The organism is Pseudomonas sp. Z1-14, from assembly GCF_051132005.1.
GTDB lineage: Bacteria > Pseudomonadota > Gammaproteobacteria > Pseudomonadales > Pseudomonadaceae > Aquipseudomonas.
The window spans coordinates 5,660,618-5,686,576 of sequence record NZ_CP071646.1; the positions used below are offsets into that span (position 1 = coordinate 5,660,618).

The 25,959-nt window shown below is 62.1% G+C and carries 17 protein-coding genes and 2 pseudogenes; 12 read left to right on the plus strand and 7 right to left on the minus strand.

Going from position 1 to position 25,959, the window contains the following annotated elements:
* Positions 1-104: 104 nt before the first annotated feature.
* The 3 genes from J3P89_RS25975 to putP form a co-directional block, all read right to left on the minus strand.
* Positions 105-944, minus strand: coding sequence for a 23S rRNA (adenine(2030)-N(6))-methyltransferase RlmJ (locus tag J3P89_RS25975; protein ID WP_434626420.1), 840 nt, complete (start codon positions 942-944; stop codon positions 105-107).
* Between the two features lie 136 nt (positions 945-1,080).
* On the minus strand, positions 1,081-3,108 hold the full coding sequence (locus J3P89_RS25980) for a type VI secretion system tip protein VgrG (RefSeq protein WP_434696076.1): 2,028 nt from the start codon (positions 3,106-3,108) through the stop codon (positions 1,081-1,083).
* A 289-nt stretch (positions 3,109-3,397) separates the two neighbouring features.
* Positions 3,398-4,882, minus strand: coding sequence for a sodium/proline symporter PutP (gene putP / locus J3P89_RS25985; RefSeq protein ID WP_434696077.1), 1,485 nt, complete (start codon positions 4,880-4,882; stop codon positions 3,398-3,400).
* Between the two features lie 462 nt (positions 4,883-5,344).
* On the opposite strand from putP, the gene putA reads away from it, so the two are divergent.
* Positions 5,345-9,298, plus strand: coding sequence for a trifunctional transcriptional regulator/proline dehydrogenase/L-glutamate gamma-semialdehyde dehydrogenase (gene putA / locus J3P89_RS25990; RefSeq protein WP_434696078.1), 3,954 nt, complete (start codon positions 5,345-5,347; stop codon positions 9,296-9,298).
* A 245-nt stretch (positions 9,299-9,543) separates the two neighbouring features.
* A complete protein-coding gene (locus J3P89_RS25995; protein WP_434696079.1) occupies positions 9,544-11,346 on the plus strand; it encodes an acyl-CoA dehydrogenase in 1,803 nt (600 codons plus the stop codon).
* A gap of 214 nt (positions 11,347-11,560) precedes the next feature.
* Here the strand turns inward: J3P89_RS25995 and J3P89_RS26000 are convergent, their stop codons facing one another.
* Together J3P89_RS26000 and J3P89_RS26005 are read right to left on the minus strand one after the other, a co-directional pair.
* Positions 11,561-11,863, minus strand: a complete 303-nt coding sequence (locus J3P89_RS26000; protein ID WP_305497292.1) for a cell division protein ZapA — start codon at positions 11,861-11,863, stop codon at positions 11,561-11,563.
* Positions 11,860-12,090, minus strand: coding sequence for a hypothetical protein (locus J3P89_RS26005; RefSeq protein WP_305497293.1), 231 nt, complete (start codon positions 12,088-12,090; stop codon positions 11,860-11,862). Before J3P89_RS26005 ends, J3P89_RS26000 begins: the two co-directional genes overlap by 4 nt.
* 323 nt (positions 12,091-12,413) lie before the next feature.
* Between J3P89_RS26005 and J3P89_RS26010 the strand changes: the two are divergent.
* From J3P89_RS26010 to selO, 5 genes and pseudogenes are all read left to right on the plus strand, one after another.
* Positions 12,414-13,070 (plus strand): annotated as a pseudogene (locus J3P89_RS26010) (MCP four helix bundle domain-containing protein); the annotation flags it as partial.
* Positions 13,071-13,373: 303 nt separating this feature from the next.
* Positions 13,374-13,973 (plus strand): annotated as a pseudogene (locus J3P89_RS26015) (methyl-accepting chemotaxis protein); the annotation flags it as partial.
* Positions 13,974-14,256: 283 nt separating this feature from the next.
* Entirely contained in the window at positions 14,257-15,999 is a 1,743-nt protein-coding gene (locus J3P89_RS26020) for a potassium/proton antiporter (protein WP_305497295.1), read from the plus strand.
* 34 nt (positions 16,000-16,033) lie between these two features.
* Positions 16,034-19,396 (plus strand): mechanosensitive channel MscK, encoded by a 3,363-nt coding sequence (mscK, locus tag J3P89_RS26025; protein ID WP_434696080.1) that lies wholly within the window; start codon positions 16,034-16,036, stop codon positions 19,394-19,396.
* Positions 19,397-19,433: 37 nt separating this feature from the next.
* Positions 19,434-20,897 carry a protein adenylyltransferase SelO gene (gene selO / locus J3P89_RS26030; protein WP_434626428.1) on the plus strand — a complete coding sequence of 488 codons (1,464 nt, stop codon included), beginning with the start codon at positions 19,434-19,436 and terminating at the stop codon, positions 20,895-20,897.
* 297 nt (positions 20,898-21,194) lie between these two features.
* Here the strand turns inward: selO and J3P89_RS26035 are convergent, their stop codons facing one another.
* Positions 21,195-21,464, minus strand: coding sequence for a hypothetical protein (locus J3P89_RS26035; protein ID WP_434570094.1), 270 nt, complete (start codon positions 21,462-21,464; stop codon positions 21,195-21,197).
* 285 nt (positions 21,465-21,749) lie between these two features.
* Between J3P89_RS26035 and ycaC the strand changes: the two genes are divergently transcribed.
* The gene (gene ycaC / locus J3P89_RS26040; protein WP_018603387.1) at positions 21,750-22,376 is read left to right on the plus strand and encodes an isochorismate family cysteine hydrolase YcaC; all 627 of its coding nucleotides are present in this window, start codon (positions 21,750-21,752) and stop codon (positions 22,374-22,376) included.
* Between the two features lie 165 nt (positions 22,377-22,541).
* Complete coding sequence (gene trxC / locus J3P89_RS26045) at positions 22,542-22,964, plus strand: thioredoxin TrxC (RefSeq protein WP_434696081.1); 423 nt, start codon at positions 22,542-22,544, stop codon at positions 22,962-22,964.
* 123 nt (positions 22,965-23,087) lie between these two features.
* On the opposite strand, the gene J3P89_RS26050 is transcribed toward trxC, so the two are convergent.
* Positions 23,088-23,858 (minus strand): ParA family protein, encoded by a 771-nt coding sequence (locus J3P89_RS26050; RefSeq protein WP_434653896.1) that lies wholly within the window; start codon positions 23,856-23,858, stop codon positions 23,088-23,090.
* 358 nt (positions 23,859-24,216) lie between these two features.
* On the opposite strand from J3P89_RS26050, the gene J3P89_RS26055 reads away from it, so the two are divergent.
* The 3 genes from J3P89_RS26055 to J3P89_RS26065 are packed head-to-tail and all read left to right on the plus strand — an operon-like array spanning position 24,217 to position 25,959.
* Positions 24,217-24,936 (plus strand): beta-ketoacyl synthase chain length factor, encoded by a 720-nt coding sequence (locus J3P89_RS26055; RefSeq protein WP_434696082.1) that lies wholly within the window; start codon positions 24,217-24,219, stop codon positions 24,934-24,936.
* Entirely contained in the window at positions 24,912-25,721 is an 810-nt protein-coding gene (locus J3P89_RS26060) for a lysophospholipid acyltransferase family protein (protein WP_434570102.1), read from the plus strand. The genes J3P89_RS26055 and J3P89_RS26060 overlap by 25 nt, the downstream gene beginning before the upstream one ends.
* Positions 25,702-25,959 carry a phosphopantetheine-binding protein gene (locus J3P89_RS26065; protein ID WP_434570104.1) on the plus strand — a complete coding sequence of 86 codons (258 nt, stop codon included), beginning with the start codon at positions 25,702-25,704 and terminating at the stop codon, positions 25,957-25,959. The genes J3P89_RS26060 and J3P89_RS26065 overlap by 20 nt, the downstream gene beginning before the upstream one ends.

Here is a 25,959-nt window from a genome sequence, read left to right on the forward strand (position 1 = left end):
AAAAGCAAGGCGGCCCGATTCTCGCGTGGGTACCCGGTTTCATTGTGGGAGCGAGCCTGCTCCGGGCGGCGATCCGACGAAGGCGGCCTATCAGGCGCCATCAATCAGCTTTCGGCAATCAACCAATCCATCTGCCAACCACCCTGGGTCTGCCCGAGCTTCCTGGATAACCACGGGAGCAATTCCCGCAGTTCTTCCTCAAGCCCCCAAGGCGGATTGGCAATGGCCAGGCCGGAGCCGTTCAGGCTGTTCGGCGTGGCCAGCGGATGCACCAGCAATTCCACCCGCAACAGCTTCGGCGCGCCGGTGCCGGCCAGGTCCTGATAGAAGCGACGCAACATGCGCTGGTCCTTCACCGGGTACCAGATCGCCGCGACCGTCTGGCGCATCCGGCCGATGGCTTCCTTGAGCGAAGCGGCGCAGCGCTGCATCTCGTCGAGCTGTTCAAAGGGCGGATCGATGAGCATCAGCCCGCGCTTCTCGCTCACCGGCAGCAGAGCCCGCGGCACATGCCAGCCTTCGCCCAGGTGCACCGCCACGCGACGGTCACCCTTCATGTTGTCCTTGAGCAGAACGCCGTCTTCGGGATGTTTCTCGTTGAGCAGCACCCGGTCCTGCGCCCGGGTCAGGCGCCGCGCCAGTTCCGGTGAGCCTGGGTAATAGCGCAACTGACCGTCCGGGTTCATCTCGTGCAGCACCTTCATGTACTCGGCGGTCAGCGGCGGCAGGTCATCCTGGCCCCACAACCGCGCGATGCCTTCCAGGTATTCACCGGTGCGATTGGCCTGGTCACCCTGCAAGTCGTACAGCCCGATGCCCGCGTGGGTATCGAGGTAGGCAAAGGGCTGCTCCTTGCGCGACATCAGGGCAATGAGGCGGGTCAAGGTCAGGTGTTTGAACACATCGGCGTGATTGCCGGCGTGGAAGGCATGGCGATAATTCATGGCGGCTCCTGCGAAGGCCGAGGAGTTTACCTTGAAGCGTGCCGAACGTCAGGGGTTCGCAGCCGAGCGGACGAACAGACCCGTGGCGAGGGAGCTTGCTCCCGCTGGGCTGCGCAGCAGCCCCTTACAACGAGCCTCAATACGCCAACAGATCACAGGCGCCCTCCTTGCAGCGCTCGCATTCCTCGCAGAACGGCGCGGGGCTTTTCAGGCTGAGGATCTGCGCATGGCTAAGGGCTGAGGCCGGCGCGGCGGCGAGTTTTCCCGCCGCGCCGGGCGCAATGGCTTCGGCCCCCATGACTGCCATCAGCGCGCCACCGACCTGGATCGGCACGCTGCTGAAGATTCCGCCCGGACCGATGTTGATCCAGTGCCCACCGGCCTGGATGGTCGCGCTGGCGCCACCCTCCAGCACGATCTGCCGGCCGGCACTGACATGAAAGCCCCCCACGGCGCTGATGGCCTGGTTGGCCACGCGGATATGCCGATCGCCCGTGACCAGCAGGTGATCGTCCTGGCGGACCTCGACCTGACGCCGACCTGCGGTGATGCGCTGCTCGCTGTTCTGCAGTTCATGCCGCGACAAGCCTGCGACCACGATGCTGCGCTCGTGATCGACCTGCACGCGCTGGTCGTGCAACACGTGCTGGGTCCAGTTGCGCTGGGCCCTCAGGTAGATTTCCTCGGCACCCTTGCGGTCCTCGATGCGCAACTCGTTGTAGCCACCGCCACCGGGGCTGCTCTGGCTGCGCAATATGCTGCGGGTCTTGTCTGCCGGCAGGTCCAGCGGTACCGGGTTGGCGCCGTTCGGCAGACAGCCCACCACCAGCGGCTTGTCCACGTCGCCCTCCATGAACCCCACCAGCACTTCCATGCCGACCCGGGGAATCATCACGCCGCCGTAGTGATCGTGTGCCCAGCCGCTCGCCACCCTCAGCCAGCAACTGGAATGCTCGTCACGCTTACCGTCGCGATCCCAGACCAGTTGCACCTTGACCCGCCCGAACGCGTCGCAATGGATCTCGCTGTCCGCCGGGCCGGTCACCACCGCGGGCTGGTAGCCGTTGACGGACGGCTTCCTGTGTTGCAACGGCGGACGAAAGAACACTTCACACGGCGTCGCGAGGAAGCTATTTCGGTAGCCCTGGAACTCATCCGCGCCGACAGAGGCGTTTTCTTCCAGCACCTGCGGCTGGCGGCCATGGTGGTCAACCTGCGTCAGCAACCAGAGGTCGTTCCATTGCGCCCGGGGATGCTCCTTGACACACATGAAATGTCCGCTGGCAAAGGCGCTGTCATCGCTGCCGCCCTCCGCCAGGCACCCATCACCCGCCTGCCGCTCGAGAGCATGCTGGGCCAGATGCTGGCCATCGTCGCGGTCGGTGAACTGGCCGGGGTAGTGATAACTCTCCAGAACGGGAAGTTGCTGATTGTCGATGTCCGCCTGCAACGAGAGGCCCGGCTTGCGAAAGTCATAGTCGCGCAACATCACGGCGTTGGTGCGGGTCTGCAACCGCACGGCCAGGCGCTTGATGGCCGGCTCGGCGGCAGCCATGCCGCTGCCGGGCAGATACACAGTGGACTCGGGCAAGCGCGGGAACACCGTCTGGTCGTCGCCAAATATCAGCAGGTGGCCGTCAGGACTGTGTCGGAAGTGATAATGGATGCCGACTTCGGCGCAAATCCGTTCGATAAAAACCAGATCGCTTTCGTGGTACTGCACGCAATATTCACGCTCGGGGTATCGTCTGCCGAGACCGGTGAACTGGCAGGCATCGGCGAGAATACCGTGGTCCTTCAATACGCGAGCGATGATTTCCGGCACGCTCAAGTGCTGGAAAATCCGCTGGTTGATGCGATGGCGCAAGTAAGCCAGGCGAGGCACCAGGCTGACCTGATAACGGCTCAGCCGCTCGCCTGAATCGCCTTGGGCGACGCTATAAACCTGGCCGTGTATCCCGCCACCTTGGTGATCGAAGCGCAGATAAGCCTGACGATGCAGTAGATCTTCAAGCACCAGGTCGGGCCGTTCGCTGACCAGCTCCAGATCAAAGCGATAGGGCTGGCTGACGGCTTCCGTGCCCTTGAACTCAAGGACCTGCAATTCATTCGGGCCGCTGTCGAATGTCAGCGTAAAACGTGGCGAGTTGGCAGGCGCGAACATCCGATGTGCCTCTGCGAAAGGGAGGCGAACGATTCTGCATGAGCCATGGTGGATTGGACCGATCAGCGGAAAAAACAGATTTGCCTTACAGACGACGGGGCAAAGGTTGCAAAAAACAAACGTATCGCCTGACATCGCGGTTTGGCAGAGCCTGTCAGGCAAAGTGAGGTAACGGCGGAGTATCTCCAACAATCGGGCCGGGGCGCCGCCAAAAAAAACGGCCCGCCTCCATAAGAGACGAGCCGTTTTCCAAACCTTCAGACGAGCCATGAAGGCCTCGCCGAGTGGCTTATTGATTCAAGCGGAAATCCTTCTCGGCCGCTTCGAAGCGCTGCAGCATGCCGGCGGTTGGCGAACCCATCTTGCTGACCAGGTAGATCGCCAGGCTGGCAAAGATGAAGCCAGGGATGATTTCGTAAAGGCCCAGCAGCTCGAAATGCTTCCAGACGATTACGGTGATCGCACCCACCAGGATCCCGGCCAGCGCGCCGTTACGGGTCATGTCTTTCCAGATCACCGAAATCAGTACCACAGGACCGAATGCCGCACCGAAACCGGCCCAGGCGTAGCTCACCAGGCCCAGTACACGGTTTTCCGGGTTGGCGGCCAGGGCGATGGCGATGACCGCTACCAGCAGCACCATGAAACGACCGACCCAGACCAGTTCCAGCTGGGAAGCGCTCTTGCGCAGGAACGTCTTGTAGAAGTCTTCGGTCAAGGAACTGGAGCATACCAGCAGTTGGCAGCTCAAGGTGCTCATGACCGCCGCCAGGATGGCCGACAGCAGGACACCGGCAACCCATGGATTGAACAGCAGTTTCGCCAGTTCGATGAACACACGCTCAGGGTTTTCGGTTACCGGACCGGCCACTTCAGGGTGCGCCGAGAAGTAGGCGATACCAAAGAAACCGACGGCAACGGTGCCGCCCAGGCACAGGATCATCCAGGCCATGGAAATACGACGCGCCTTGGCAATCGACTTGACCGAATCTGCCGCCATGAAGCGCGCCAGGATATGCGGCTGGCCGAAGTAGCCCAGGCCCCAGCCCATCAGCGAGATGATGCCGATGAAGGTGGTGTTTTTCAGCATGTCGAACGACGTAGGGTCTTTCGCTTCGATAGCCAGGAAAGTGGTATCGACGCCGCCGGTGGCCAGCAGCACGATGATCGGCGTGAGGATCAACGCGAAGATCATCAGCGTGGCCTGCACGGTATCGGTCCAGCTCACGGCCAGGAAACCACCGATGAAGGTGTAGGCGATGGTCGCGGCGGCACCGGCCCACAGCGCGGTCTCGTAGGACATGCCGAAAGTGCTTTCGAACAGACGGGCACCGGCAACAATGCCGGAAGCGCAGTAGATGGTGAAGAACACCAGGATCACGACGGCGGAGATGATCCGCAGCAAACCGCTCTTGTCTTCGAAACGGCTGGCGAAGTAGTCCGGCAGCGTCAGCGCGTCACCGTTGTGCTCGGTCTGCACCCGCAGGCGCCCGGCCACGAACAGCCAGTTCAGGTAGGCACCGATGATCAGGCCGATGGCGATCCAGCTTTCCGACAGGCCGGACATATAGATGGCGCCGGGCAAACCCATCAACAGCCAGCCGCTCATGTCGGAGGCACCGGCAGAGAGCGCCGTCACGACACTGCCCAGGCTGCGACCGCCCAGGATGTAATCGGAAAGGTTGTTGGTGGAGCGATAAGCCATCAGGCCGATCAGGACCATGGCTGCGATATAGATCACGAAGGTGATCAGGGTAGGATTGCTGAAACTCATGAGTACGCCCTGGCTTTGTTTTTATGGTGCGGTGGCAGTTGAAAACCCGGACAACGCAGACGTTGTACCGACGTTTTGTGGACCCGCGAATTTATGACTGATGTTTCCCCAGGAAAGCCACCAGCCGATGCCCCTCGGCGGAAAGCCGGTTGCACCTTGGCCGCGAATGCTATTCAACAAATCAAATAAGGTGCAACCAGTTTCGTTCAAATAAGTTGCACCTAGTCGGAATATTCGTACGGAAGGAGACTTTTCGCACGCTATTGGTGCAAACAAGGGTGATTTTCGGCTCAGTAGCGCACCAACAAAGTGCGAAGCATGTTCGGAGCCCGGTGCGTCCTGATGAGCTGCTCAATATTTCGACAAAAAACAGGTTGCACCCGGTTGCACCTCTATCGGCTCGCAGCTAATCTTGCCGCCAGCTGATGCCACGCCATACGTGGTAAACATGAGGATAAAAATATGGCTACCACCACCCTTGGGGTCAAACTCGACGACCCGACCCGCGAACGCCTGAAGGCGGCCGCAACCTCGATTGATCGCACGCCGCACTGGCTGATCAAGCAGGCAATTTTCAATTACCTGGAAAAACTCGAGGGTGGTGCAACCCTGACCGAGCTGAACGGTTCGACCCGCGCCGACAGCGATGATGCCGGTGAAGTCCAGCCCGATCACGCTCACCAGTGCTTCCTGGAGTTCGCCGAAAGCATTCTGCCGCAATCGGTCCTGCGCGCCTCCATTACCGCCGCCTACCGCCGCCCTGAGCCGGAAGTGGTGCCGATGCTGATCGAGCAGGCCCGACTGCCGGCCGAAATGGCCGAAGCCACCAACAAGCTCGCGGCGTCGATCGCGGAAAAACTGCGCAACCAGAAGAGCGCCGGCGGGCGTGCCGGTATTGTCCAGGGCTTGCTGCAGGAATTTTCCCTGTCGTCCCAGGAAGGCGTGGCGCTGATGTGCCTCGCCGAAGCACTGCTGCGCATCCCGGACAAAGGCACCCGCGACGCACTGATTCGCGACAAGATCAGCACGGGCAACTGGCAGCCGCACCTGGGCAACAGCCCGTCGCTGTTCGTCAACGCCGCCACCTGGGGCCTGCTGCTGACCGGCAAGTTGGTCGCCACTCATAATGAAGCCGGCCTGACTTCGTCGCTGAGCCGCATCATTGGCAAGAGCGGCGAGCCGATGATCCGCAAGGGCGTCGACATGGCCATGCGCCTGATGGGCGAGCAGTTCGTCACCGGCGAAACCATCGCCGAAGCCCTGGCCAACGCCAGCAAATTCGAAGCCAAGGGCTTCCGTTATTCCTACGACATGCTCGGTGAAGCCGCGCTCACCGAACATGACGCCCAGAAGTACCTGGCCTCGTACGAACAAGCCATCCATTCGATCGGCAAAGCCTCTCACGGCCGTGGGATTTACGAAGGCCCGGGCATTTCCATCAAGCTTTCGGCCCTGCACCCGCGTTACAGCCGCGCCCAGTACGAACGCGTCATGGACGAACTGTACCCGCGCCTGCTGTCGCTGACCCTGCTCGCCAAGCAATACGACATCGGCCTGAACATCGACGCCGAAGAGGCCGACCGCCTCGAACTGTCCCTGGACCTGCTCGAGCGCCTGTGCTTCGAGCCGCAGCTGACCGGCTGGAACGGCATCGGCTTTGTGATCCAGGCCTACCAGAAGCGTTGCCCGTACGTCATCGACTATGTGATCGACCTCGCTCGTCGCAGCCGTCACCGCCTGATGATCCGCCTGGTGAAAGGCGCCTACTGGGACAGCGAGATCAAGCGCGCCCAGGTCGAAGGCCTGGAAGGCTATCCGGTCTACACCCGCAAGGTGTACACCGACGTTTCCTACATCGCCTGCGCCCGCAAGCTGCTGTCGGTGCCGGAAGTCATCTATCCGCAATTCGCCACGCACAACGCCCACACTTTGTCGGCGATTTACCACATCGCCGGTCAGAACTATTACCCGGGGCAGTATGAGTTCCAGTGCCTGCACGGCATGGGCGAACCGCTGTACGAACAGGTTGTAGGCAAGGTTTCCGAAGGCAAGCTGAACCGTCCGTGCCGTGTGTACGCGCCTGTCGGCACCCACGAAACGCTGCTGGCCTACCTGGTGCGGCGCTTGCTGGAAAACGGCGCGAACACTTCGTTCGTCAACCGCATCGCCGACCAGTCGATTTCCATCCAGGAGCTGGTGGCCGATCCAGTGGCGAGCATCGAGCAGATGGCAACGCTGGAAGGCGGTTTCGGCCTGCCGCACCCGCGTATTCCGTTGCCACGCGATTTGTACGGCAGCGAGCGCGCCAACTCCAGCGGCATCGACCTGGCCAACGAACATCGCCTGGCCTCGTTGTCCTGCGCCCTGCTGGCCACCGCCCACAACGACTGGAAAGCCGCGCCGATGCTCGGCTGCGCCGCCAGTGAAGAAACCCCGGCACCGGTGCTGAACCCGGCCGATCACCGTGACGTGGTGGGCCACGTGCAGGAGGCTACCGTCGCCGATGTTGACAACGCCATCCAGTGCGCCCTCAACGCCGCGCCGATCTGGCAAGCCACGCCACCGGCCGAACGCGCTGCGATTCTGGAGCGCGCCGCCGACCTGATGGAAGGCGAGATCCAGCCGCTGATGGGCCTGCTGGCCCGCGAAGCCGGCAAGACCTTCGCCAACGCCATCGCCGAGGTACGCGAGGCCGTGGACTTCCTGCGCTACTACGCGGTGCAGGCGCGCAACGATTTCACCAACGATGCCCACCGTCCATTGGGCCCGGTGGTCTGCATCAGCCCATGGAACTTCCCGCTGGCGATTTTCAGCGGCCAGGTCGCCGCCGCACTGGCCGCCGGCAACCCGGTACTGGCCAAGCCCGCCGAGCAGACGCCTCTGGTGGCTGCCCAGGCAGTGCGCCTGATGCTTGAAGCCGGCATTCCGGAAGGCGTCCTGCAATTGCTGCCGGGCCGTGGCGAAACCGTTGGTGCACGCCTGGTGGGTGACGATCGGGTAAAAGGCGTGATGTTCACCGGTTCAACCGAAGTCGCGCGCCTGCTGCAACGCAATATCGCCGGACGCCTGGACAACCAGGGCCGGCCGATCCCGCTGATCGCCGAAACCGGCGGCCAGAACGCGATGATCGTCGACTCTTCGGCCCTGACCGAACAAGTGGTCATCGACGTGGTGTCCTCGGCTTTCGACAGCGCCGGCCAGCGTTGCTCGGCCCTGCGTGTTCTGTGCCTGCAGGAAGATTCCGCCGACCGCGTCATCGAAATGCTCAAGGGCGCCATGGCCGAATCGCGCCTCGGCAACCCCGAGCGCCTGTCGGTGGACATCGGCCCGGTGATCGACGCCGAAGCCAAGGCCGGTATCGAGAAACACATCCAGGCCATGCGCGACAAAGGTCGCACCGTGTATCAGATGGCAATCGCCGACAGCGACGAGTGCAAGCGCGGCACCTTCGTGATGCCGACCCTGATCGAGCTGGAAAGCTTCGACGAGCTGCAACGCGAGATCTTCGGCCCGGTGCTGCACGTGGTGCGCTACAAGCGCAAGGAACTGGACCAGTTGATCGGTCAGATCAACGCCTCCGGCTACGGCCTGACCCTGGGCGTGCACACGCGTATCGATGAAACCATCGCCAAGGTGATCGACAACGTCCATGCCGGTAACGTCTATGTAAACCGCAACATCGTCGGTGCCGTGGTCGGCGTGCAGCCGTTCGGCGGCGAAGGCCTGTCGGGCACCGGTCCGAAGGCCGGCGGCCCGCTGTACCTGTACCGCTTGTTGTCGACTCGTCCTACCGATGCGATCCAGCAGTCCTTCGTACGGGGCGATGCCCTGTCGGCACCGGACCTGCGCTTGCGCGACGCCATGAGCAAACCGCTGACCGCCCTGCAAGCCTGGGCCGACAGCCACAAGCTCGCCGAACTGAGCGCCCTGTGCGTGCAGTTCGCCGCCCAGTCGCAAAGCGGCATCACCCGCCAGCTGACCGGCCCGACCGGCGAACGCAACAGCTACGCCATCCTGCCCCGCGAGCACGTGTTGTGCCTGGCGGACGTGGAAGGCGACCTGCTGACGCAGCTGGCGGCCGTATTCGCCGTGGGCGGCTCGGCCGTGTGGCCGGAAACCGACACCAGCAAGGCGTTGTTCGCACGCTTGCCGAAGGACATTCAAGCGCGTATCCAGCGGGTTGCCGATTGGACCAAGGACGACGTGCTGTTCGACGCAGTCCTGCACCACGGCGACTCTGACCAGTTGCGCGGCGTGTGCCAGCAAGTGGCCAAGCGCGCCGGGGCGATCGTCGGGGTGCATGGCTTGTCCCAGGGCGAAACCAATATCGCCCTGGAACGCCTGGTGATCGAACGCGCGCTGAGCGTCAACACCGCCGCGGCGGGTGGTAACGCCAGTCTGATGACGATCGGCTAAAACGCTGTAGGCCAGGCACCCGCAATAGGTGCCTGGCAATCGAAACCCAATGTGGGAGCGAGCCTGCTCGCGAAGATGGCGTATCAGTCGACCTCAATGTTGCTGACTCACCGCTTTCGCGAGCAGGCTCGCTCCCACATTTTGATTAGTGTCGCCCCCGCCTCTGCATCACTGTCATCAATCATCCTGTTCACCCTCCCGCCTCACACCTAGACTCGGCCCATTCCAAGAAAAGGTAGGCCGCCATGTCCGAGACGCTGCTCAGTTCCCGCAATCTGGCTTTCGAGCTGTATGAAGTCCTTGATGCCGAAGGCCTGACCCAGCGCGAACGGTTTGCCGAGCACAATCGCGAAACCTTCGACGCGGCCATCGGTACGGCCCGCAGCATCGCCGAAAAATACTTCGCGCCGCACAACCGCAAGAACGACGAAAACGAACCGCGCTATGAAGATGGCCAGGCCATCTTGATCCCGGAAGTGAAACCTGCGGTGGATGCGTTCCTGGAGGCGGGCTTTCTCAACGCCGCCCGCAGCTTCGACGCCGGCGGCATGCAACTGCCGACGCTACTGTCCCAGGCGTGCTTCGCGCACTTCCAGTCGGCCAATGCCGCTTCGACTTCCTACCCGTTCCTGACCATGGGCGCGGCGAACCTGATCGAAAGCTTTGGTAGCGATGAGCAGAAACAACGCTTCCTGCAACCGATGATCGACGGCCGTTTCTTTGGCACCATGGCCCTGACCGAACCACACGCGGGTTCTTCGCTGGCGGATATTCGTACGCGCGCGGAACCGGCGTCCGACGGCACTTATCGACTCAAGGGCAACAAGATCTTCATTTCCGGTGGCGACCATCCGCTGTCGGAAAACATCGTGCACATGGTCCTGGCCAAACTGCCGGACGCGCCGCCGGGCGTGAAGGGCATCTCGCTGTTTATCGTGCCCAAGTTCCTGGTCAACGAAGATGGCAGCCTGGGCAAGCGCAACGACGTACTGCTGGCCGGGCTGTTTCACAAGATGGGCTGGCGCGGCACTACGTCTACGGCGCTGAACTTCGGTGATAACGGTGAGTGTGTCGGCTACCTGGTCGGCAAACCGCACCATGGCCTGAGCTACATGTTCCAGATGATGAACGAGGCGCGGATAGGCGTCGGCATGGGCGCCGTCATGCTGGGCTACGCCGGTTACCTGTATTCCCTTGAATACGCCCGCGAACGCCCGCAGGGCCGGGTACCCGACAGCAAGGATCCAGGCACCGCGCCCGTACCGATCATCCAGCACGCCGACGTACGCCGCATGCTGTTGACCCAGAAAGCCTATGTGGAAGGTTCGTTCGACCTGGGCCTGTACGCGGCGCGGCTGTTCGACGACACCACTACGCTTGAGAGCGAAGCCGAGCGCCGCCGCGCCCATGAGTTGCTGGACCTGCTGACGCCTATCGTCAAATCATGGCCATCGGAGTTCTGCCTGAAGGCCAACGAACTGGCGATCCAGATTCTCGGCGGCCATGGTTACACCCGTGAATATCCGGTGGAGCAGTATTACCGCGACAACCGCCTGAACCCGATCCATGAAGGCACCCATGGCATCCAGTCCCTGGACTTGCTCGGACGCAAACTGGCACAGAACGGCGGGGCCGGTCTCAAGCAACTGATCCGTCTGGTGGCCGATACCAGCGAGCGCGCCCAGGCGTACGATTCGTTGACGCCCCTGCGCCAGCCGCTGGAAGCACTGGTGGCGCGCCTGCAATCGGTCACCCTCGGGCTGCTGACGGACCTGGCCCAGGGCAAGGTCAACAGCAGCCTGGCCAATTCGGCGCTGTACCTGAAGGTGTTTGGTCATATGGTGATTGGCTGGCGCTGGCTGGAACAGGCGATTCGCGCCGAGGAAGGGCTGGCCAGGGGCAATGCGGCGGATGTGGAGTTCTACAGGGGCAAGCTGCAAGCGGCGCGCTACTTCCTGACCTGGGAAGTGCCGGGCTGTCACCACGAGCTAGCGATTCTCGAGGCGCGGGATGATACGTGCCTGGGGATGCGGGATGAGTGGTTTTGAGCCGGAGCTTGCTGCGCGGCTGAAATCCATTCGCGAGCAAGCTCGCTCCCACAGGGGGCTCAAGTGAACGCAACATCTGCGTTCACCATAGATCTACTGTGGGAGCGAGCCTGCTCGCGAAAGCGGTCTGTCAGTTAAAGCTGAATCGCCTGATCCGACGCTTTCGCGAGCAGGCTCGCTCCCACCCGCACCACAGCCAACATTCGCTAAAGGTTCAAGCCTGCTGGATCGTCTTGGCAATAACCTCGACCGTGGCGCTGACCTGCTCCTCGTAGCGGTCGAGCTCCGCGCGGTGCTGCTTTTGCATTTCGATCTGTTGCGAACACAGATTCATGGCCGCCAGCACCAGCAGGCGGTCGCCGATCAACGTCGGGAATTTGCGCTTGGTATCGGCCAGGGCCGCCTTGAGCATCGAGGCGGCGTCCAGCAGCGCCTGCTCCTGCCCGGCCGGCGCCTTGATCGAGTATTCCTCTCCGAGAATCGAGACGACCGTCACCCCATCGGCACCCTGCTTCATGCGCCGACCGTTGCGGTGCTGGCGCGCTCGATCAGGGCCTGGATCCGTGCGGCGGTGGTGCCGTGCAATTCTTCCTGTTCCATCAGGTTCAGCTGCAGGCTTTCGTTTTCATCCTTGGCCTTGGCCAGTTCGGCGCTCAGGCTTTCATTCAGGCCGGTCAGGTGGCGGTTCTGTTGCACCAGGTCGTTGACCAGTTGCTCCAGCTGGCTGAGGGATGTTTCCAACATATTGAATTCCAGGCTTTTCAAGGGGGCGCGTACGATAAAGAAAAGTCACCGTCGGCGCCACGACTCAGAAGGCAGCGGTATCCCGCTCGCGAGCTGTAAAGACTGTGATCGGGAAATCTGGTTCCGACCCTTCGTCGCGCCAACCCCGATGGCGTGCGACAAAAGCACGCAGCGCCCTCAAGACTTCAGTTGCCAGACCGATAAGTCAGGAAACCAGTCACAGCCCCGCACGGACGCGCTTTTTCACGGTAACTTCCATGTCCCTACGTAATATGAACATCGCGCCGCGGGCGTTCCTGGGGTTTGCCCTGATCGGCGCCCTGATGCTGGCCCTGGGCGTATTTGCCTTGAGCCAGATGAGCAAGATCCGCGTCTCGGGCGAAACCATCGTCCAGAACAGCGTCCCGAGCATCAAGGCCCTCGACGAGTTCACCCAGCTCACCCTGCGCCTTCGCGTCCTGTCCTATCGCCTGCTGACCAACCGTGAACCGGACGTCCAGCAGAAAACCTATGAGCTGTTCGAACAACGCAATCAGCAGATCCGCGAGGCGCAGACCGCATACGAAAAGCTCATCAGCGCCCCGGATGAACGCGCCGCTTATGAGCAATACGTACAGTTGCTGAATCAGTACCGCCAGCTCGAAGAGCGGATGAAGACCCTGTCGCGCAACAACCAGCTCGATCAATTGCAAGCGCTGCTCAACACTGAATTGCTGAGCAACTCCGACGCGATCAACGCGGCGGTCACCCGTTTGATGGAAATCAACAATCGCCAAGCCGAAATGCTCAACCAGGGTGCTGCCCAACAGTACTCAACGGCTTTCACCTGGGTCGTCACCTTGCTGGTCGTCGCCACCGGCCTGACCCTGCTGTTCGCCTGGCTGTTGACCAACAGCATCACCAAGCCAATCGCCAACGCGCTGGATGCCGCCGAAGAAATTGCCAAGGGCAACCTGACCCGGCCGATCGTCGTGGATGGCAGCGACGAAGCCGGCCGCCTGTTGCGAGCAATGGCGACCATGCAGGAGAAATTGCGCGACACTCTGCAGCGGATCTCCGGCTCGGCCACCCAACTGGCCTCCGCCGCCGAAGAGCTCAACAGCGTCACCGACGAAAGTGCCCGTGGCCTGACCCAGCAGAACAACGAAATCGAGCAGGCCGCCACGGCGGTCAACGAGATGACCAGCGCCGTGGAAGAAGTCGCCCGCAACGCAGTCAGCACTTCCGAAGCGTCGAAGAACGCCACCACTTCGGCGGGTGACGGTCGTGACCTGGTGCAAGAGACCGTCAGCGCCATCGAACGCATGAGCGCCGACGTGCAGAGCACCGCGACGCTGATCGGCAACCTCGCCGATGAGTCCCGCGATATCGGCAAAGTGCTCGATGTGATCCGTGGCCTGGCCGACCAGACCAACCTGCTGGCACTGAACGCCGCCATTGAAGCGGCCCGCGCCGGTGAAGCCGGTCGTGGTTTTGCGGTGGTAGCCGATGAAGTACGCGCCCTCGCCCACCGCACCCAGCAGTCGACCAGCGAGATCGAGCGCATGATCGGCAGCATCCAGAGCGGCACCGAACAGGCCGTGGATTCGATGCGCAACAGCACCGAACGCGCCGAGTCGACGTTGAACATCGCCCGCGGGGCCGGGATGTCCCTGGACACCATCAACACCGCCATCGTCGAGATCAACGAACGCAACCTGGTGATCGCCAGCGCCGCCGAGGAACAGGCTCAGGTGGCCCGCGAAGTCGACCGCAACCTGGTGAACATCCGCGACCTGTCGGTGCAATCGGCCACCGGCGCCAACCAGACCACCGCCGCCAGCGCCGAACTGTCGCGCCTGGCCGTAGACCTGAACAGCATGGTCGGGCGGTTCAGCCTCTGACCGCCTGTGGGTCGCTCACAGACTGTGCGCGACCCACGCTTTTGTGGCGAGGGAGCTTGCTCCCGCTGGGCTGCGCAGCGGCCCCGTCTCTAAAAGCGACGACTGCTTCGCAGCCGAGCGGGAGCAAGCTCCCTCGCCACGGTGTTTTCCTCTCTGGATCCGGTGCACATACGTCGATCCCAACCTTTTTTGACAGCATCACATTTCAACAGGTTAGAATCGCTGGCACGCAGACTGCATGGTCAGTTTGCGCCTGCCCCCTCAAGATTCCGGAGTACTGCCTTTGACTGCGACGACCATCAACAGCCTGTTCTTGATCGGCGCGTTGCTGGTGAGTGCGAGCATTCTGGTCAGTTCTCTTTCGTCGCGCCTGGGCATCCCGATCCTGGTGATCATCCTCGCCGTGGGCATGGTCGCCGGCGTGGACGGTGCCGGTATTCTTTTTGACAACTACGCCACGGCCTACCTGGTCGGCAACCTCGCGCTGGCGGTGATTCTGCTCGACGGCGGCTTGCGCACGCGGGTCTCAAGCTTTCGCGTGGCATTGTGGCCGGCGTTGTCGCTGGCCACCGTCGGCGTGCTGATCACCACCGGGCTGACCGGCCTGGCAGCGGCGTGGCTATTCGACCTGAACCTGATCCAGGGCCTGCTGATCGGTGCGATCGTCGGCTCCACCGACGCTGCGGCGGTGTTTTCGCTGTTGGGCGGCAAAGGCCTCAACGAACGGGTCAGCGCCACTCTGGAAATCGAGTCCGGCAGCAACGACCCGATGGCGGTGTTCCTCACCGTCACCCTGATCGGCATGCTCGCCAGCGGCGAAACCGGCCTGCAGTGGAGCCTGTTGGGGCACCTGGTGCGCGAGTTCGGTATCGGCGCCGTGATCGGCCTGGGTGGCGGCTGGCTGATGCTGCAACTGGTCAACCGCATCAACCTCGCCAACGGCCTCTACCCGATCCTGGTGATCAGCGGCGGCCTGGCCGTGTTTGCCCTGACCAACGCCCTGCATGGCAGCGGCTTCCTGGCCGTGTACCTGTGTGGCCTGGTGATCGGCAACCGCCCGATACGCAGTCGCCACGGCATCCTCCATATGCTCGATGGCATGGCCTGGCTGGCGCAGATCGGCATGTTCCTGGTGTTGGGCCTGCTGGTCACGCCCCATGACCTGCTGCCGATCGCCCTCCCCGCCCTGGGCCTGGCCCTGTGGATGATCCTCTTCGCGCGCCCGCTGTCGGTCATGGTCGGGCTGTTGCCGTTCAAGGCTTTCCACGGTCGCGAGAAAGTGTTCATTTCCTGGGTCGGCCTGCGTGGCGCGGTACCGATCATCCTCGCGGTGTTCCCGCTGATGGCCGGTTTGCCTCACGCACAGCTCTATTTCAACCTGGCATTCTTTATCGTGCTGGTGTCGCTGCTGGTGCAAGGCACGAGCCTGCCGTGGGTCGCCAAGCTTCTGCACGTGACCGTCCCGCCAGAACCTCTGCCGATTTCCCGGGCAGCGCTGGAGGTTCACGTCACCAGCGAGTGGGAGCTGTTCATCTATCGCCTCGGTGCGGAAAAGTGGTGCATCGGCTCGCCGCTTCGGGATCTGAAAATGCCTGACGGAACCCGTATTGCGGCCTTGTTTCGTGGCCAGCAACTGCTCCATCCGTCGGGTAGTACGGTCCTGGAAGTCGGTGATCTGCTGTGTGTAATCGGCCATGAACACGACCTGCCAGCCCTGGGAAAACTGTTCAGCCAGGCGCCGCAACGGGGCCTCGATCTGCGCTTTTTCGGCGACTTCGTACTCGAAGGAGACGCCCAGCTGGCCGCGGTCGCGGCGCTGTACGGGCTGCAACTCGACGGCATCGATCCGGACATGTCCCTGGGCCGCTTCATTGCCCAGAAAGTCGGGGGGGCTCCGGTGGTCGGCGACCAGGTGGAGTGGAACAGTACCCTATGGACGGTCGCGGCCATGGACGGGAACAAGATCGGCAAAGTGGGCGTCAGATTCCCCGAAGGAAGTCGCCCGGGCCCCGGCTTGTTCCTCTAAACTGCTCCCACTCTCACTTGCTTGACCGGTCTTTATGCCTACCCTGCGCTCCTTTTTCGCCATCGCCCTGCTCGGCCTGAGTCTTTCCATCTGCACGGTGCACGCCGCCGAACCGCCTACCAGCGCCTCGGTCCAGGCCAGCCTGGACAAGATCGCCGACCGCAAACTGCCGGAGGCCGACCAGAAAGCCTTGCAGGCCGTGTTGCAGAACACCCTGACCCAGCTCAGCAACAAGGCCGACTACGAACAGAAGCTGCAAGCCCTCAAGCAGCAACTGGCCAACGCCCCCAAGCAGAACATCGAGAACCAGCGCGAGCTGGCGCGGCTCAAGGGCACCAATGTGGTGCCGGTGGCGCAGCGCTACGCCAACCTGCCCATCCCTCAGCTCGAACAGATGCTGACGGAGCGCTCCACCCAGCAGAGCGACCTGCAAAAGGCCCTGGCCGACGCCAACAGCCTGGTGATCACCGCCCAGACCCGCCCCGAGCGCGCCCAGGCGGAAATCTCCGCCAGCCAGACCCGCATCCAGCAGATCAACACCATCCTCAAGGCCGGCCGCGACGCCGGCAAGGCCCTCAGCGCCGAACAGCGCGACCAGCTCAACGCTGAACTGGCGGCCCTCAATGCGCTGATTCCATTGCGCCGCCAGGAGCTGGCCGGCAACAGCCAGCTGCAAGACCTGGGCAACAGCCAGCATGATTTGCTGTCGGAAAAGATCGACCGCATGGAGCGAGAGATCCAGGATCTGCAGAACCTGATCAACCAGAAGCGCCTGGCCCAGTCCCAGGAAACGGTGACCCAGCAATCCATCGAAGCGCAGAAGGCCGGCGGCAGCAGCCTGCTGGCGACCGAAAGTTCGGCCAACCTGAAGCTCTCCGATTACCTGCTCAAAAGCACCGATCGGCTCAACGAGGTCACCCAGCAGAACCTGCAAACCAAGCAGTTGCTCGATAGCGTCACCCAGACCGACGCCGCTCTGGATGAGCAGATCAGCGTGCTCAAGGGCAGCCTGCTGCTCTCCAAGATTCTCTACAAGCAGCGCCAGACCCTGCCACACCTGAAACTGGACCAGAACCTCGCCGACCAGATCGCCGACATCCGCCTGTACCAGTTCGAGGTCAGCCAGCAACGCGAGCTGCTGAACAATCCAAGCGCTTATGTCGACAGCCTGCTGGCGTCCCAGCCGTCGGAGCAGGTCACGCCGCAACTGCGCAAGACCCTGCTGGAGCTGGCCCTGACCCGGGTCGACCTGTTGGAACGGCTGAACCGTGAGTTGAGCGCGGTGCTCAACGAATCCATCACCTTGCAGCTCAACCAGAAGCAACTGCTCAGTACCGCCCAGAACCTGCGGGCGACGCTCGAAGAACAGATGTTCTGGATTCCCAGCAACAAACCGCTGGATTTCGAATGGATGCGTGGCGTGCCGGCCCGCCTGGAGAAGCAGGTCGACTCACTGCCCTGGGCGTCGAGCCTCAGTGAGCTGGCCGACGGCCTGACCCAGCGGCCGCTGCTGTTCCTGCCCCTGGCCCTGCTGATCGGTGCGCTGCTGTGGCGACGCAAGAATCTTTATGCGCGCTTGAACAAGGTTCACCAGGATGTCGGCCACTTCAAGCGCGACAGCCAGTGGCACACGCCCCAGGCGATCCTGATCAACATCCTGCTGGCGATGCCGGTGGCCCTGGCACTGGCGCTGTGCGGCTATGCCTTGCAGATCGACGCCCGCGGGCAGAACACCAACCTCGGCGCCGCGCTACTGCAGATCGGCCAAGCCTGGCTGGTGTTCTATACCGCCTATCGAATCCTCTCTCCCGGAGGCGTCGCCGAGCTGCATTTCCGCTGGGAAAAACCCCAGGTGGAATTCCTCCAGGCCTGGATCCGTCGACTTGGCCTGGTGGTGCTGGCCCTGGTGGCGGTGGTTGCCGTGGCGGAGTTGCAGCCGTCGGCCCTGGCCGATGACGTACTCGGCATGCCGGTGGTGTTGACCTGCTACGCCTCGATGGCCTGGCTGCTCAGCCGACTGCTGCTCAGCAGCCCGACGCACACCAACGCCTCGCTGTTTCGCAAGGCCGTCGGCGTACTGTTCACCGCGCTGCCGATCGCATTGTTCGTCGCTGTCTGCTTCGGCTACTACTACACCGCGCTGAAACTCAGCGATCGCTTGATCAATACCCTGTACCTGCTGATGTTCTGGCTGGTAATCGAAGCCACCTTCGTGCGCGGCCTGTCGGTCGCGGCCCGGCGACTGGCCTACCAGCGCGCCCTGGCCAAGCGCCAGGCGGCCAAGGAGGTCGGCGACGGTGAAACGGTGGTCGAGGAGCCGACCCTGGACATCGAGAAGGTCAACGAACAGTCCCTGCGCCTGATCCGCCTGGCCCTGCTGGGCGGTTTCATGGCCGCGCTGTACTGGGTCTGGTCGGACCTGATCAGCGTGTTCTCCTACCTGGACAACATCACCCTCTACGAATACACCAGCGGCACCGGCGTGAACATGAGCATGGTGCCCATCAGCATCGGCGACATGCTTGGCGCGCTGATCATCATCGGTATCACCTTCGCCCTGGCGCGCAACCTGCCTGGCCTGCTGGAAGTGTTCGTGCTGTCGAAGCTGAACCTGGCCCAGGGCAGCGCCTACGCCACCACCACGCTGCTGTCCTATGTCATCGCCGGCGTCGGTTTTGTCACCACGTTGTCCACACTGGGCGTGAGCTGGGACAAGCTGCAATGGCTGGTGGCCGCGCTGTCGGTGGGCCTGGGCTTCGGCATGCAGGAGATCTTCGCCAACTTCATCTCCGGCATCATGATCCTGTTCGAGCGTCCGGTACGGATCGGCGACACCATCACCATTGGCAACCTGTCGGGCACGGTCAGCAAGATCCGCATTCGCGCGACCACCATCACCGACTTCGATCGCAAGGACATCATCGTCCCGAACAAGACCTTCATCACCGGGCAACTGATCAACTGGTCGCTGACCGACACCGTGACCCGGGTAACCCTGAAACTCGGCGTGGACTACGGCTCGGACCTGGATCGGGTTCGCGAACTGCTGCTCAAGGCTGCCCGCGACAACCCGCGTGTGTTGAAGGAGCCGGAGCCGATCGTGTACTTCCTGAACTTCGGCGAAAGCACCCTGGACCACGAGCTGCGCATGCACGTGCGCGACCTCGGCGACCGCAACCCGGTGCTGGACGAGATCAACCGGTTCATCAACCGGGAATTCAAAAAGGAACATATCAACATCTCGTTCCGTCAGATGGAGATCTATCTGAAGAACCTGCAAGGCCAGGAATACAAACTGGTGCCCGCCGAGCCCGACCACAAGACCCTCGGGCCTGTGTCCTCGACCGTAGCTAGCATCAAGCCCGTTCCCGAGCCACCGCAACAGACACTCGACTGATCGCGGGATGCCTGCGGGCGCCCCGTCGGAGATGGCCATGAAAACACTGGAAACGCTGACTTTCGATAACCGCTTCGCCCGCCTGGGCGACGGTTTCTCGGCCCACGTGCTGCCGGAGCCCATCGACAATCCGCGCCTGGTGGTTGCCAGCCCGGCCGCGATGGCGCTGCTTGACCTGGATCCGGCCGAAGCACAGACGCCATTGTTTGCCGAAATTTTCGGCGGCCACAAACTCTGGGCCGAAACCGAGCCTCGGGCCATGGTGTATTCCGGGCATCAGTTCGGCCACTACAACCCGCAATTGGGCGATGGCCGCGGGTTGCTGCTGGGCGAGGTGTACAACGAGGCCGGCGAGCATTGGGACCTGCACCTCAAGGGCGCCGGCCAGACGCCATTTTCGCGGATGGGCGATGGCCGGGCGGTACTGCGCTCCTCGATCCGCGAATTCCTCGCCTCCGAAGCCTTGCATGCGTTGGGCATCCCAACCACGCGCGCGCTTTGTGTGATCGGCTCCGACACCCCGGTATGGCGCGAAAAGCAGGAGCGCGCCGCCATGGTGCTGCGCCTGGCGCCGAGTCATGTGCGCTTCGGGCATTTCGAATACTTCTACTACACCAAGAAACCGGAGTTGCACGCGGCCCTGGCCGAGCACGTGCTGAACCTGCATTTCCCTGAGTGCCGGGAGCAACCGGAACCGTACCTGGCGATGTATCGGGAGATTGTCGAACGCAACGCCGAGTTGATTGCCAAATGGCAGGCCTACGGCTTCTGTCACGGGGTGATGAATACCGACAACATGTCGATATTGGGTATCACCTTCGACTTCGGCCCTTTCGCCTTCCTCGACGACTTCGACGCCAACTTCATCTGCAACCACTCCGACGACCAGGGCCGCTATTCATTCAGCAACCAGGTGCCCATCGGCCAGTGGAACCTCAGCGCCCTGGCCCAGGCCCTGACCCCCTTCATCAGCGTCGACGCCCTGCGCGAGACCCTGGGTCTGTATCTGCCGCTGTACCAGGCCCATTACCTGGACCTGATGCGCCGCCGCCTCGGCCTGACCCGCGCCGAGGACGATGACCAGAAACTGGTGGAGCGCCTGCTGCAACTGATGCAGAACAGCGGCGTCGACTACAGCCTGTTTTTCCGTCGCCTGGGCGAACAGGCGCCCGAACAGGCCGTCGCCCGCTTGCGCGATGACTTTGTCGATCTCAAGGGTTTCGATGCCTGGGGCGAGCTTTACCTCGCTCGGGTCAATCGCGAGGGCGTTGTCGATCAAGCCCAGCGCAGAGCCCGCATGCACGCGGTCAATCCGTTGTATGTATTGCGCAACTACCTGGCGCAGAAAGCCATCGACGCCGCCGAATCAGGCGACTACGAAGAAGTCCGCCGCCTCCACGGCGTACTGTCCCGTCCGTTCGAAGAACAACCGGGCATGGACAGCTACGCCGAAAGGCCGCCGGAATGGGGCAAGCACCTGGAGATCAGTTGCTCGTCGTAACGACCTGCCAGACACATGGCCCCCGTGGCGAGGGAGCTTGCTCCCGCTGGGCTGCGAAGCAGTCCTGAAAGACCGACGCAGTCGTCCAGGTAAACCACGACGGCTACGCCGCCGAGCGGGAGCAAGCTCCCTCGCCACGGCTTCAGATTGTCAGGGAGAGAGAGTATTCGCGAGCAGGCTCGCTCCCACATTGGGAGCGATGTGATCGCGATATAGACCACAACACCAAACTCCTGTGGGAGCGAGCCTGCTCGCGATGGCGATCTTCAATCAACCGCCCACCTCCGGGCTACCCGCTCACCCCGCCTTATCGTTCCCCTGCTCAGGCGTCTCGATTCCCGATTCCGCTTCTTCCGCCGCCGGTTCCGCCGGTTTTTTTTCGTCGGGATACCCCGGCATGCCGCGGGCGTCTTCCGGGGTCAGCTCATCGCGATCATGGCGGTCATCGGTCGCATAGGCCGTGGCGGCGTTCGGGTCTTCGTCGCGGCCGGCGGTGCCAAGCACGAAGCCGTCGTCGTTGGGGTTGTCCAGCGTCTGGGGAAGGGTTGGGTCTTGAGGATTGCTCATGGGACCTCCGGGTTCGCAAAAATTACGTTGTGGTGTTTTGAGGGTCTGGCGGGCTCGGGGTGCGGCTCATCTGATGAATGGCGCAGCGCATCGTTCCTCAAATAGAACGCTAAGGCTGATTTTTGCAGTCTGGCGCGACAAAGGTGTCGGTTTTAATCTTTACCCATCGAAACGCAACACGGATTGAAGCCGGCGCTTCGGCCAGATGGATCACCGATTTACCGACATCTAGAAACCCTTACTCACGCCGAAACGTTCGGCCACCAAAACTTAGAGGACTACGCCATGACTACTTCCTACAACCGTCTCGACAAAGATAACGCCGCCGTTCTGCTGGTGGACCACCAGGCTGGCCTGCTGTCGCTGGTGCGCGACATCGACCCGGACCGTTTCAAGAACAACGTGCTGGCCCTGGCTGACCTGGCCAAGTACTTCCAACTGCCAACCATCCTCACCACCAGCTTCGAAACCGGCCCCAACGGCCCGCTGATGCCAGAACTCAAGACGCTGTTCCCGGACGCGCCTTACATTGCTCGTCCTGGCCAGATCAACGCCTGGGACAACGAAGATTTCGTCAAGGCGATCAAGGCCACCGGCAAGAAGCAATTGATCATCGCCGGTGTCGTGACTGAAGTCTGCGTAGCCTTCCCGGCCCTGTCGGCCCTGGCCGAAGGTTTCGAGGTGTTCGTAGTGACCGATGCGTCCGGTACGTTCAACGAACTGACCCGCCAATCGGCGTGGGACCGCATGTCCTCCTCGGGCGCGCAATTGATGACGTGGTTCGGCCTGGCCTGCGAACTGCACCGCGACTGGCGCAACGATGTGGAAGGTCTGGCGACCCTGTTCTCCAACCACATCCCGGACTATCGCAACCTCATGACCAGCTACAACACGCTGACCAACGCGAAGTAACGGCCACACCGATATACCCTGTGGGAGCGAGCCTGCTCGCGAAAGCGGTCCGACAGTCAATTATTCTTGACTGATCCTCCGCCTTCGCGAGCAGGCTCGCTCCCACAGGTTTTTTTTGTGATTTGCGTATAGTGTTGTGCCAACGACTTACAGGAGACCGACCCGATGCTGATCCCCTGCCCTCATTGCAACGGCCTCAATCGCATCCCCGCCGAACGCCTGGGCGACCAGCCCAAGTGCGGACGTTGCAAGGCCCAGGTGTTATTGAGCGAAGCGTTCGAACTCAAGCAAGGCGACTACGCCAGCCAGATCAAGGGCGACCTGCCGCTGTTGGTGGATGTCTGGGCAGACTGGTGCGGTCCGTGCAAGTCCTTCGCGCCGGTCTTCGAACAGGCCGCCGCGCAGCTGTCGGGTAAATGCCGACTGGCCAAGCTCGACAGCGAGGCCAATCAACAACTGTCGGCCCAGCTGGGGATTCGCTCGATTCCCAGCCTGATTCTGTTCAAGGATGGCCGGGAGGTTGCCCGGCAGAGCGGGGCGTTTCCTTTGCCGCAGCTGATGAATTGGTTGCGCGGCCAGGGGATCTGAAGCCATTCGATATTGTGGGAGCGGGCTTGCTCGCGAAGGCGGTGTGCCAGTCGACATTTATGTGTCTGATACACCGTCTTCGCGAGCAAGCCCGCTCCCACATTGGTTTTGCACAAACCGCAGTCAGGCGTTTTCCAGCAGATTATGCAATTCCACAAACTGCTGGGTCAGCTTATGCCGCGGGTCCAGGTGGATCAGCGGCAGGCTCGCCTGGTGCGACTCACGCATGCGCACCGAACTGCTCAGGTACACCGGCAGTACCGGCAAGCCCTCGGCAATCAATTCGTCGAGGATCTGCTGCGGCAGGCTGGCGCGGGCCTGGAATTGGTTGACGACAATGCCTTCGACTTCCAGGCCTTCGTTATGGTCGTCCTTTAGCTCTTCGATTTCCGCCATCAGGCCATACAGCGCCTGGCGAGAGAAGCTGTCGCAATCGAAAGGAATCAGTACCCGATCAGCCGCGATCAACGCCGAAACGGCATAGAAGTTGAGGGCTGGCGGTGTATCCAGGTAGATCCGGTCGTAATCTTCGTCCAGCTCTTCAAGCAGCTTGCGCAGCTTGTTGATCTTGTGTTTCGCCTCAAGCTTGGGCTGCAGATCCGTCAATTCTGCCGTGGCAGTGATGACATGCAGGTTGTCAAACGGCGTCTCGTAGATATCGACCTTGTTCTTCTTCGAGAACGGCCCCGACGACAGGGTCTGCTTGAAGAAGTCGGCGATCCCCATGGGAATGTCATCGCCGGTCAGGCCAGTCAGGTATTGAGTGGAGTTGGCCTGGGCATCCAGGTCCACCAACAGCGTGCGATAACCCTCGCTGGCGCTGACCGCCGCCAGATTGCAGGCGATGCTGGACTTGCCCACGCCACCTTTCTGATTGAACACCACACGCCGCATGACAAAACCTCCGTGTATCAAAGATTCCCGAGTGTAGTAGGCCAAGGCGCCGCTTCGCTACCTCGGTCATGGACGGATTACAGTGTCGGTGGCTTTTTCGCGGAACCGAGCGTCAATTTGCCGATCAAGTGGCTGAAGCGTCCGACAGACAGCGTCGTTACAAGCGCGATAATGGCCATGCCCGAGCAGGGCCTGACCAGCCGACGGATTTCTCTGGACAAAATGTAACCAGCATTTGCTACAAGCCAACCGCACCGGGATAATGCGCGCCACTTGGGTCGCAAGGCCATGCAGGGTTGGACGCGGGTCAAGCCACTGAACCGTGACAAGAAAAAGCCCGCAGGGGTGGGATGAGTCTGTGATCAATTTCAACATCGCCCAATGGCGCGCATGGGCCCCTGGGCTCGAAAGCGTGGACGATTGGCAGGCATGGAGCCGACAACCGGTCGTGCCGCCCATCAGCGATGCGGCCCCTGACGTGTCCTTCCTGCCCGCCATGCAGCGCCGCCGACTCAGCCGCCTGGCGCGCATGGCGTTCAGCGTCGCCTGGCCACTGGCCGAAGGTCGGCCGGACCTGCCGTTGGTCTTTATTTCCCGTCACGGCGAAACCCCGCGCACATTTGAGATTCTCAAGGACCTGGCAGCCGATCAGCCCTTGTCGCCGACACAGTTCAGCCTGTCGGTGCATAACGCCGTCATCGGCCTGTGGTCGATCATGCGCGGCGAAACCAGCGAGATGACCGCCCTCGCCGCTACCGGCGACGGCCTGGAGCACGGCATGCTGGAGGCCGCCGCACTGCTGAACGAGGGTGCGCCGGCGGTACTGCTGGTGATCACTGAAGAGCAACCACCGCAGGTGTACGCGCCGTGGGTCAACGACGTGCCGTTTCCCTACGCGCTGGGGCTCCTGCTGACTTCGGGCGATGACTGGCAACTTGAATTATCCAGCCCGTCGGCACCGATGCCCGGCAGCGACTGGCCCCATGCCCTGGATCTGCTGCGTAAGCTGCTGGAAAACGACACCACCTGCCAACATGCCTGGAAGAATCGTCTATGGACCTGGCAACGCAACCGGTGACCGGTAAACATCGCGACGCCTACTACTGGCGCCTGCTCGCAACTGCTGCAAGCTTCGCCCTCTTCGGGCTGGGCGGGCTGTGCCTGCGACTGGTGGTGTTCCCGTTGCTCAGTGCGTTACCCGGCGATCCCACGGCCCATCGGCAACGGGCCCGCCGCACGGTTGGACGTCTGTTCTGGTTCTTCATCCGGTTCATGGCCCGTACCGGCGTGCTCACCTATCGAATCGACGGCGCGGAGAAACTCGGCCGGCCCGGGCAGATGATCATCGCCAACCACCCCTCGCTGATCGACGTGGTGTTCCTGATCGGGCTGGTGCGCGACGCCAACTGCGTGGTCAAGCAGAGTCTCTGGACCAACCCCTTTACCCGTGGCCCGCTGCGCTCGACGCAATACATCAGCAACGATGGCAGCATGGACATGCTCGATGCTGCCAGTGACGCGCTGCAAGACGGCCAGTGCCTGATCGTCTTTCCCGAAGGTACGCGCACCCAGCCAGGCCAGGCCCCGGCCTTTCATCGCGGGGCCGCGGCCATCGCCCTGCGGGGCGCGAAGATCCTCACACCCGTGACGATCAAGGTCAGCCCCACCACCCTGACCAAGGCCGAACCCTGGTATCGCATCCCCCAGCGGCGCGTGCACTTCAGTTTTCGCGTGGGGGCCGATATAGACCCACAAGCCTTCACCGCGCTTGGCCCCCCGCCGCAGGCTTCGCGCCGGCTCAACGATTTTCTGCATCACTATTACATCAAGGAGCTCGCCGAAGATGAGCGATCTGCACCGTGACATCAAACAGCTGATCATCGACGCCCTTGGCCTGGAAGACATCGCCGTCGAGGACATCGGCGACGACCAGACCCTGTTCGGCGAAGGCCTGGGCCTGGATTCGGTGGATGCCCTGGAGCTCGGCCTGGCGATTCAGAAGCAGTACGGCATCAAGATCGACGCCGACGCCAAGGACACCCGTAACCATTTCAGCAATGTGGCAAGCCTTGCGGCCTTCGTCACTGCAAAACGCCCCTGA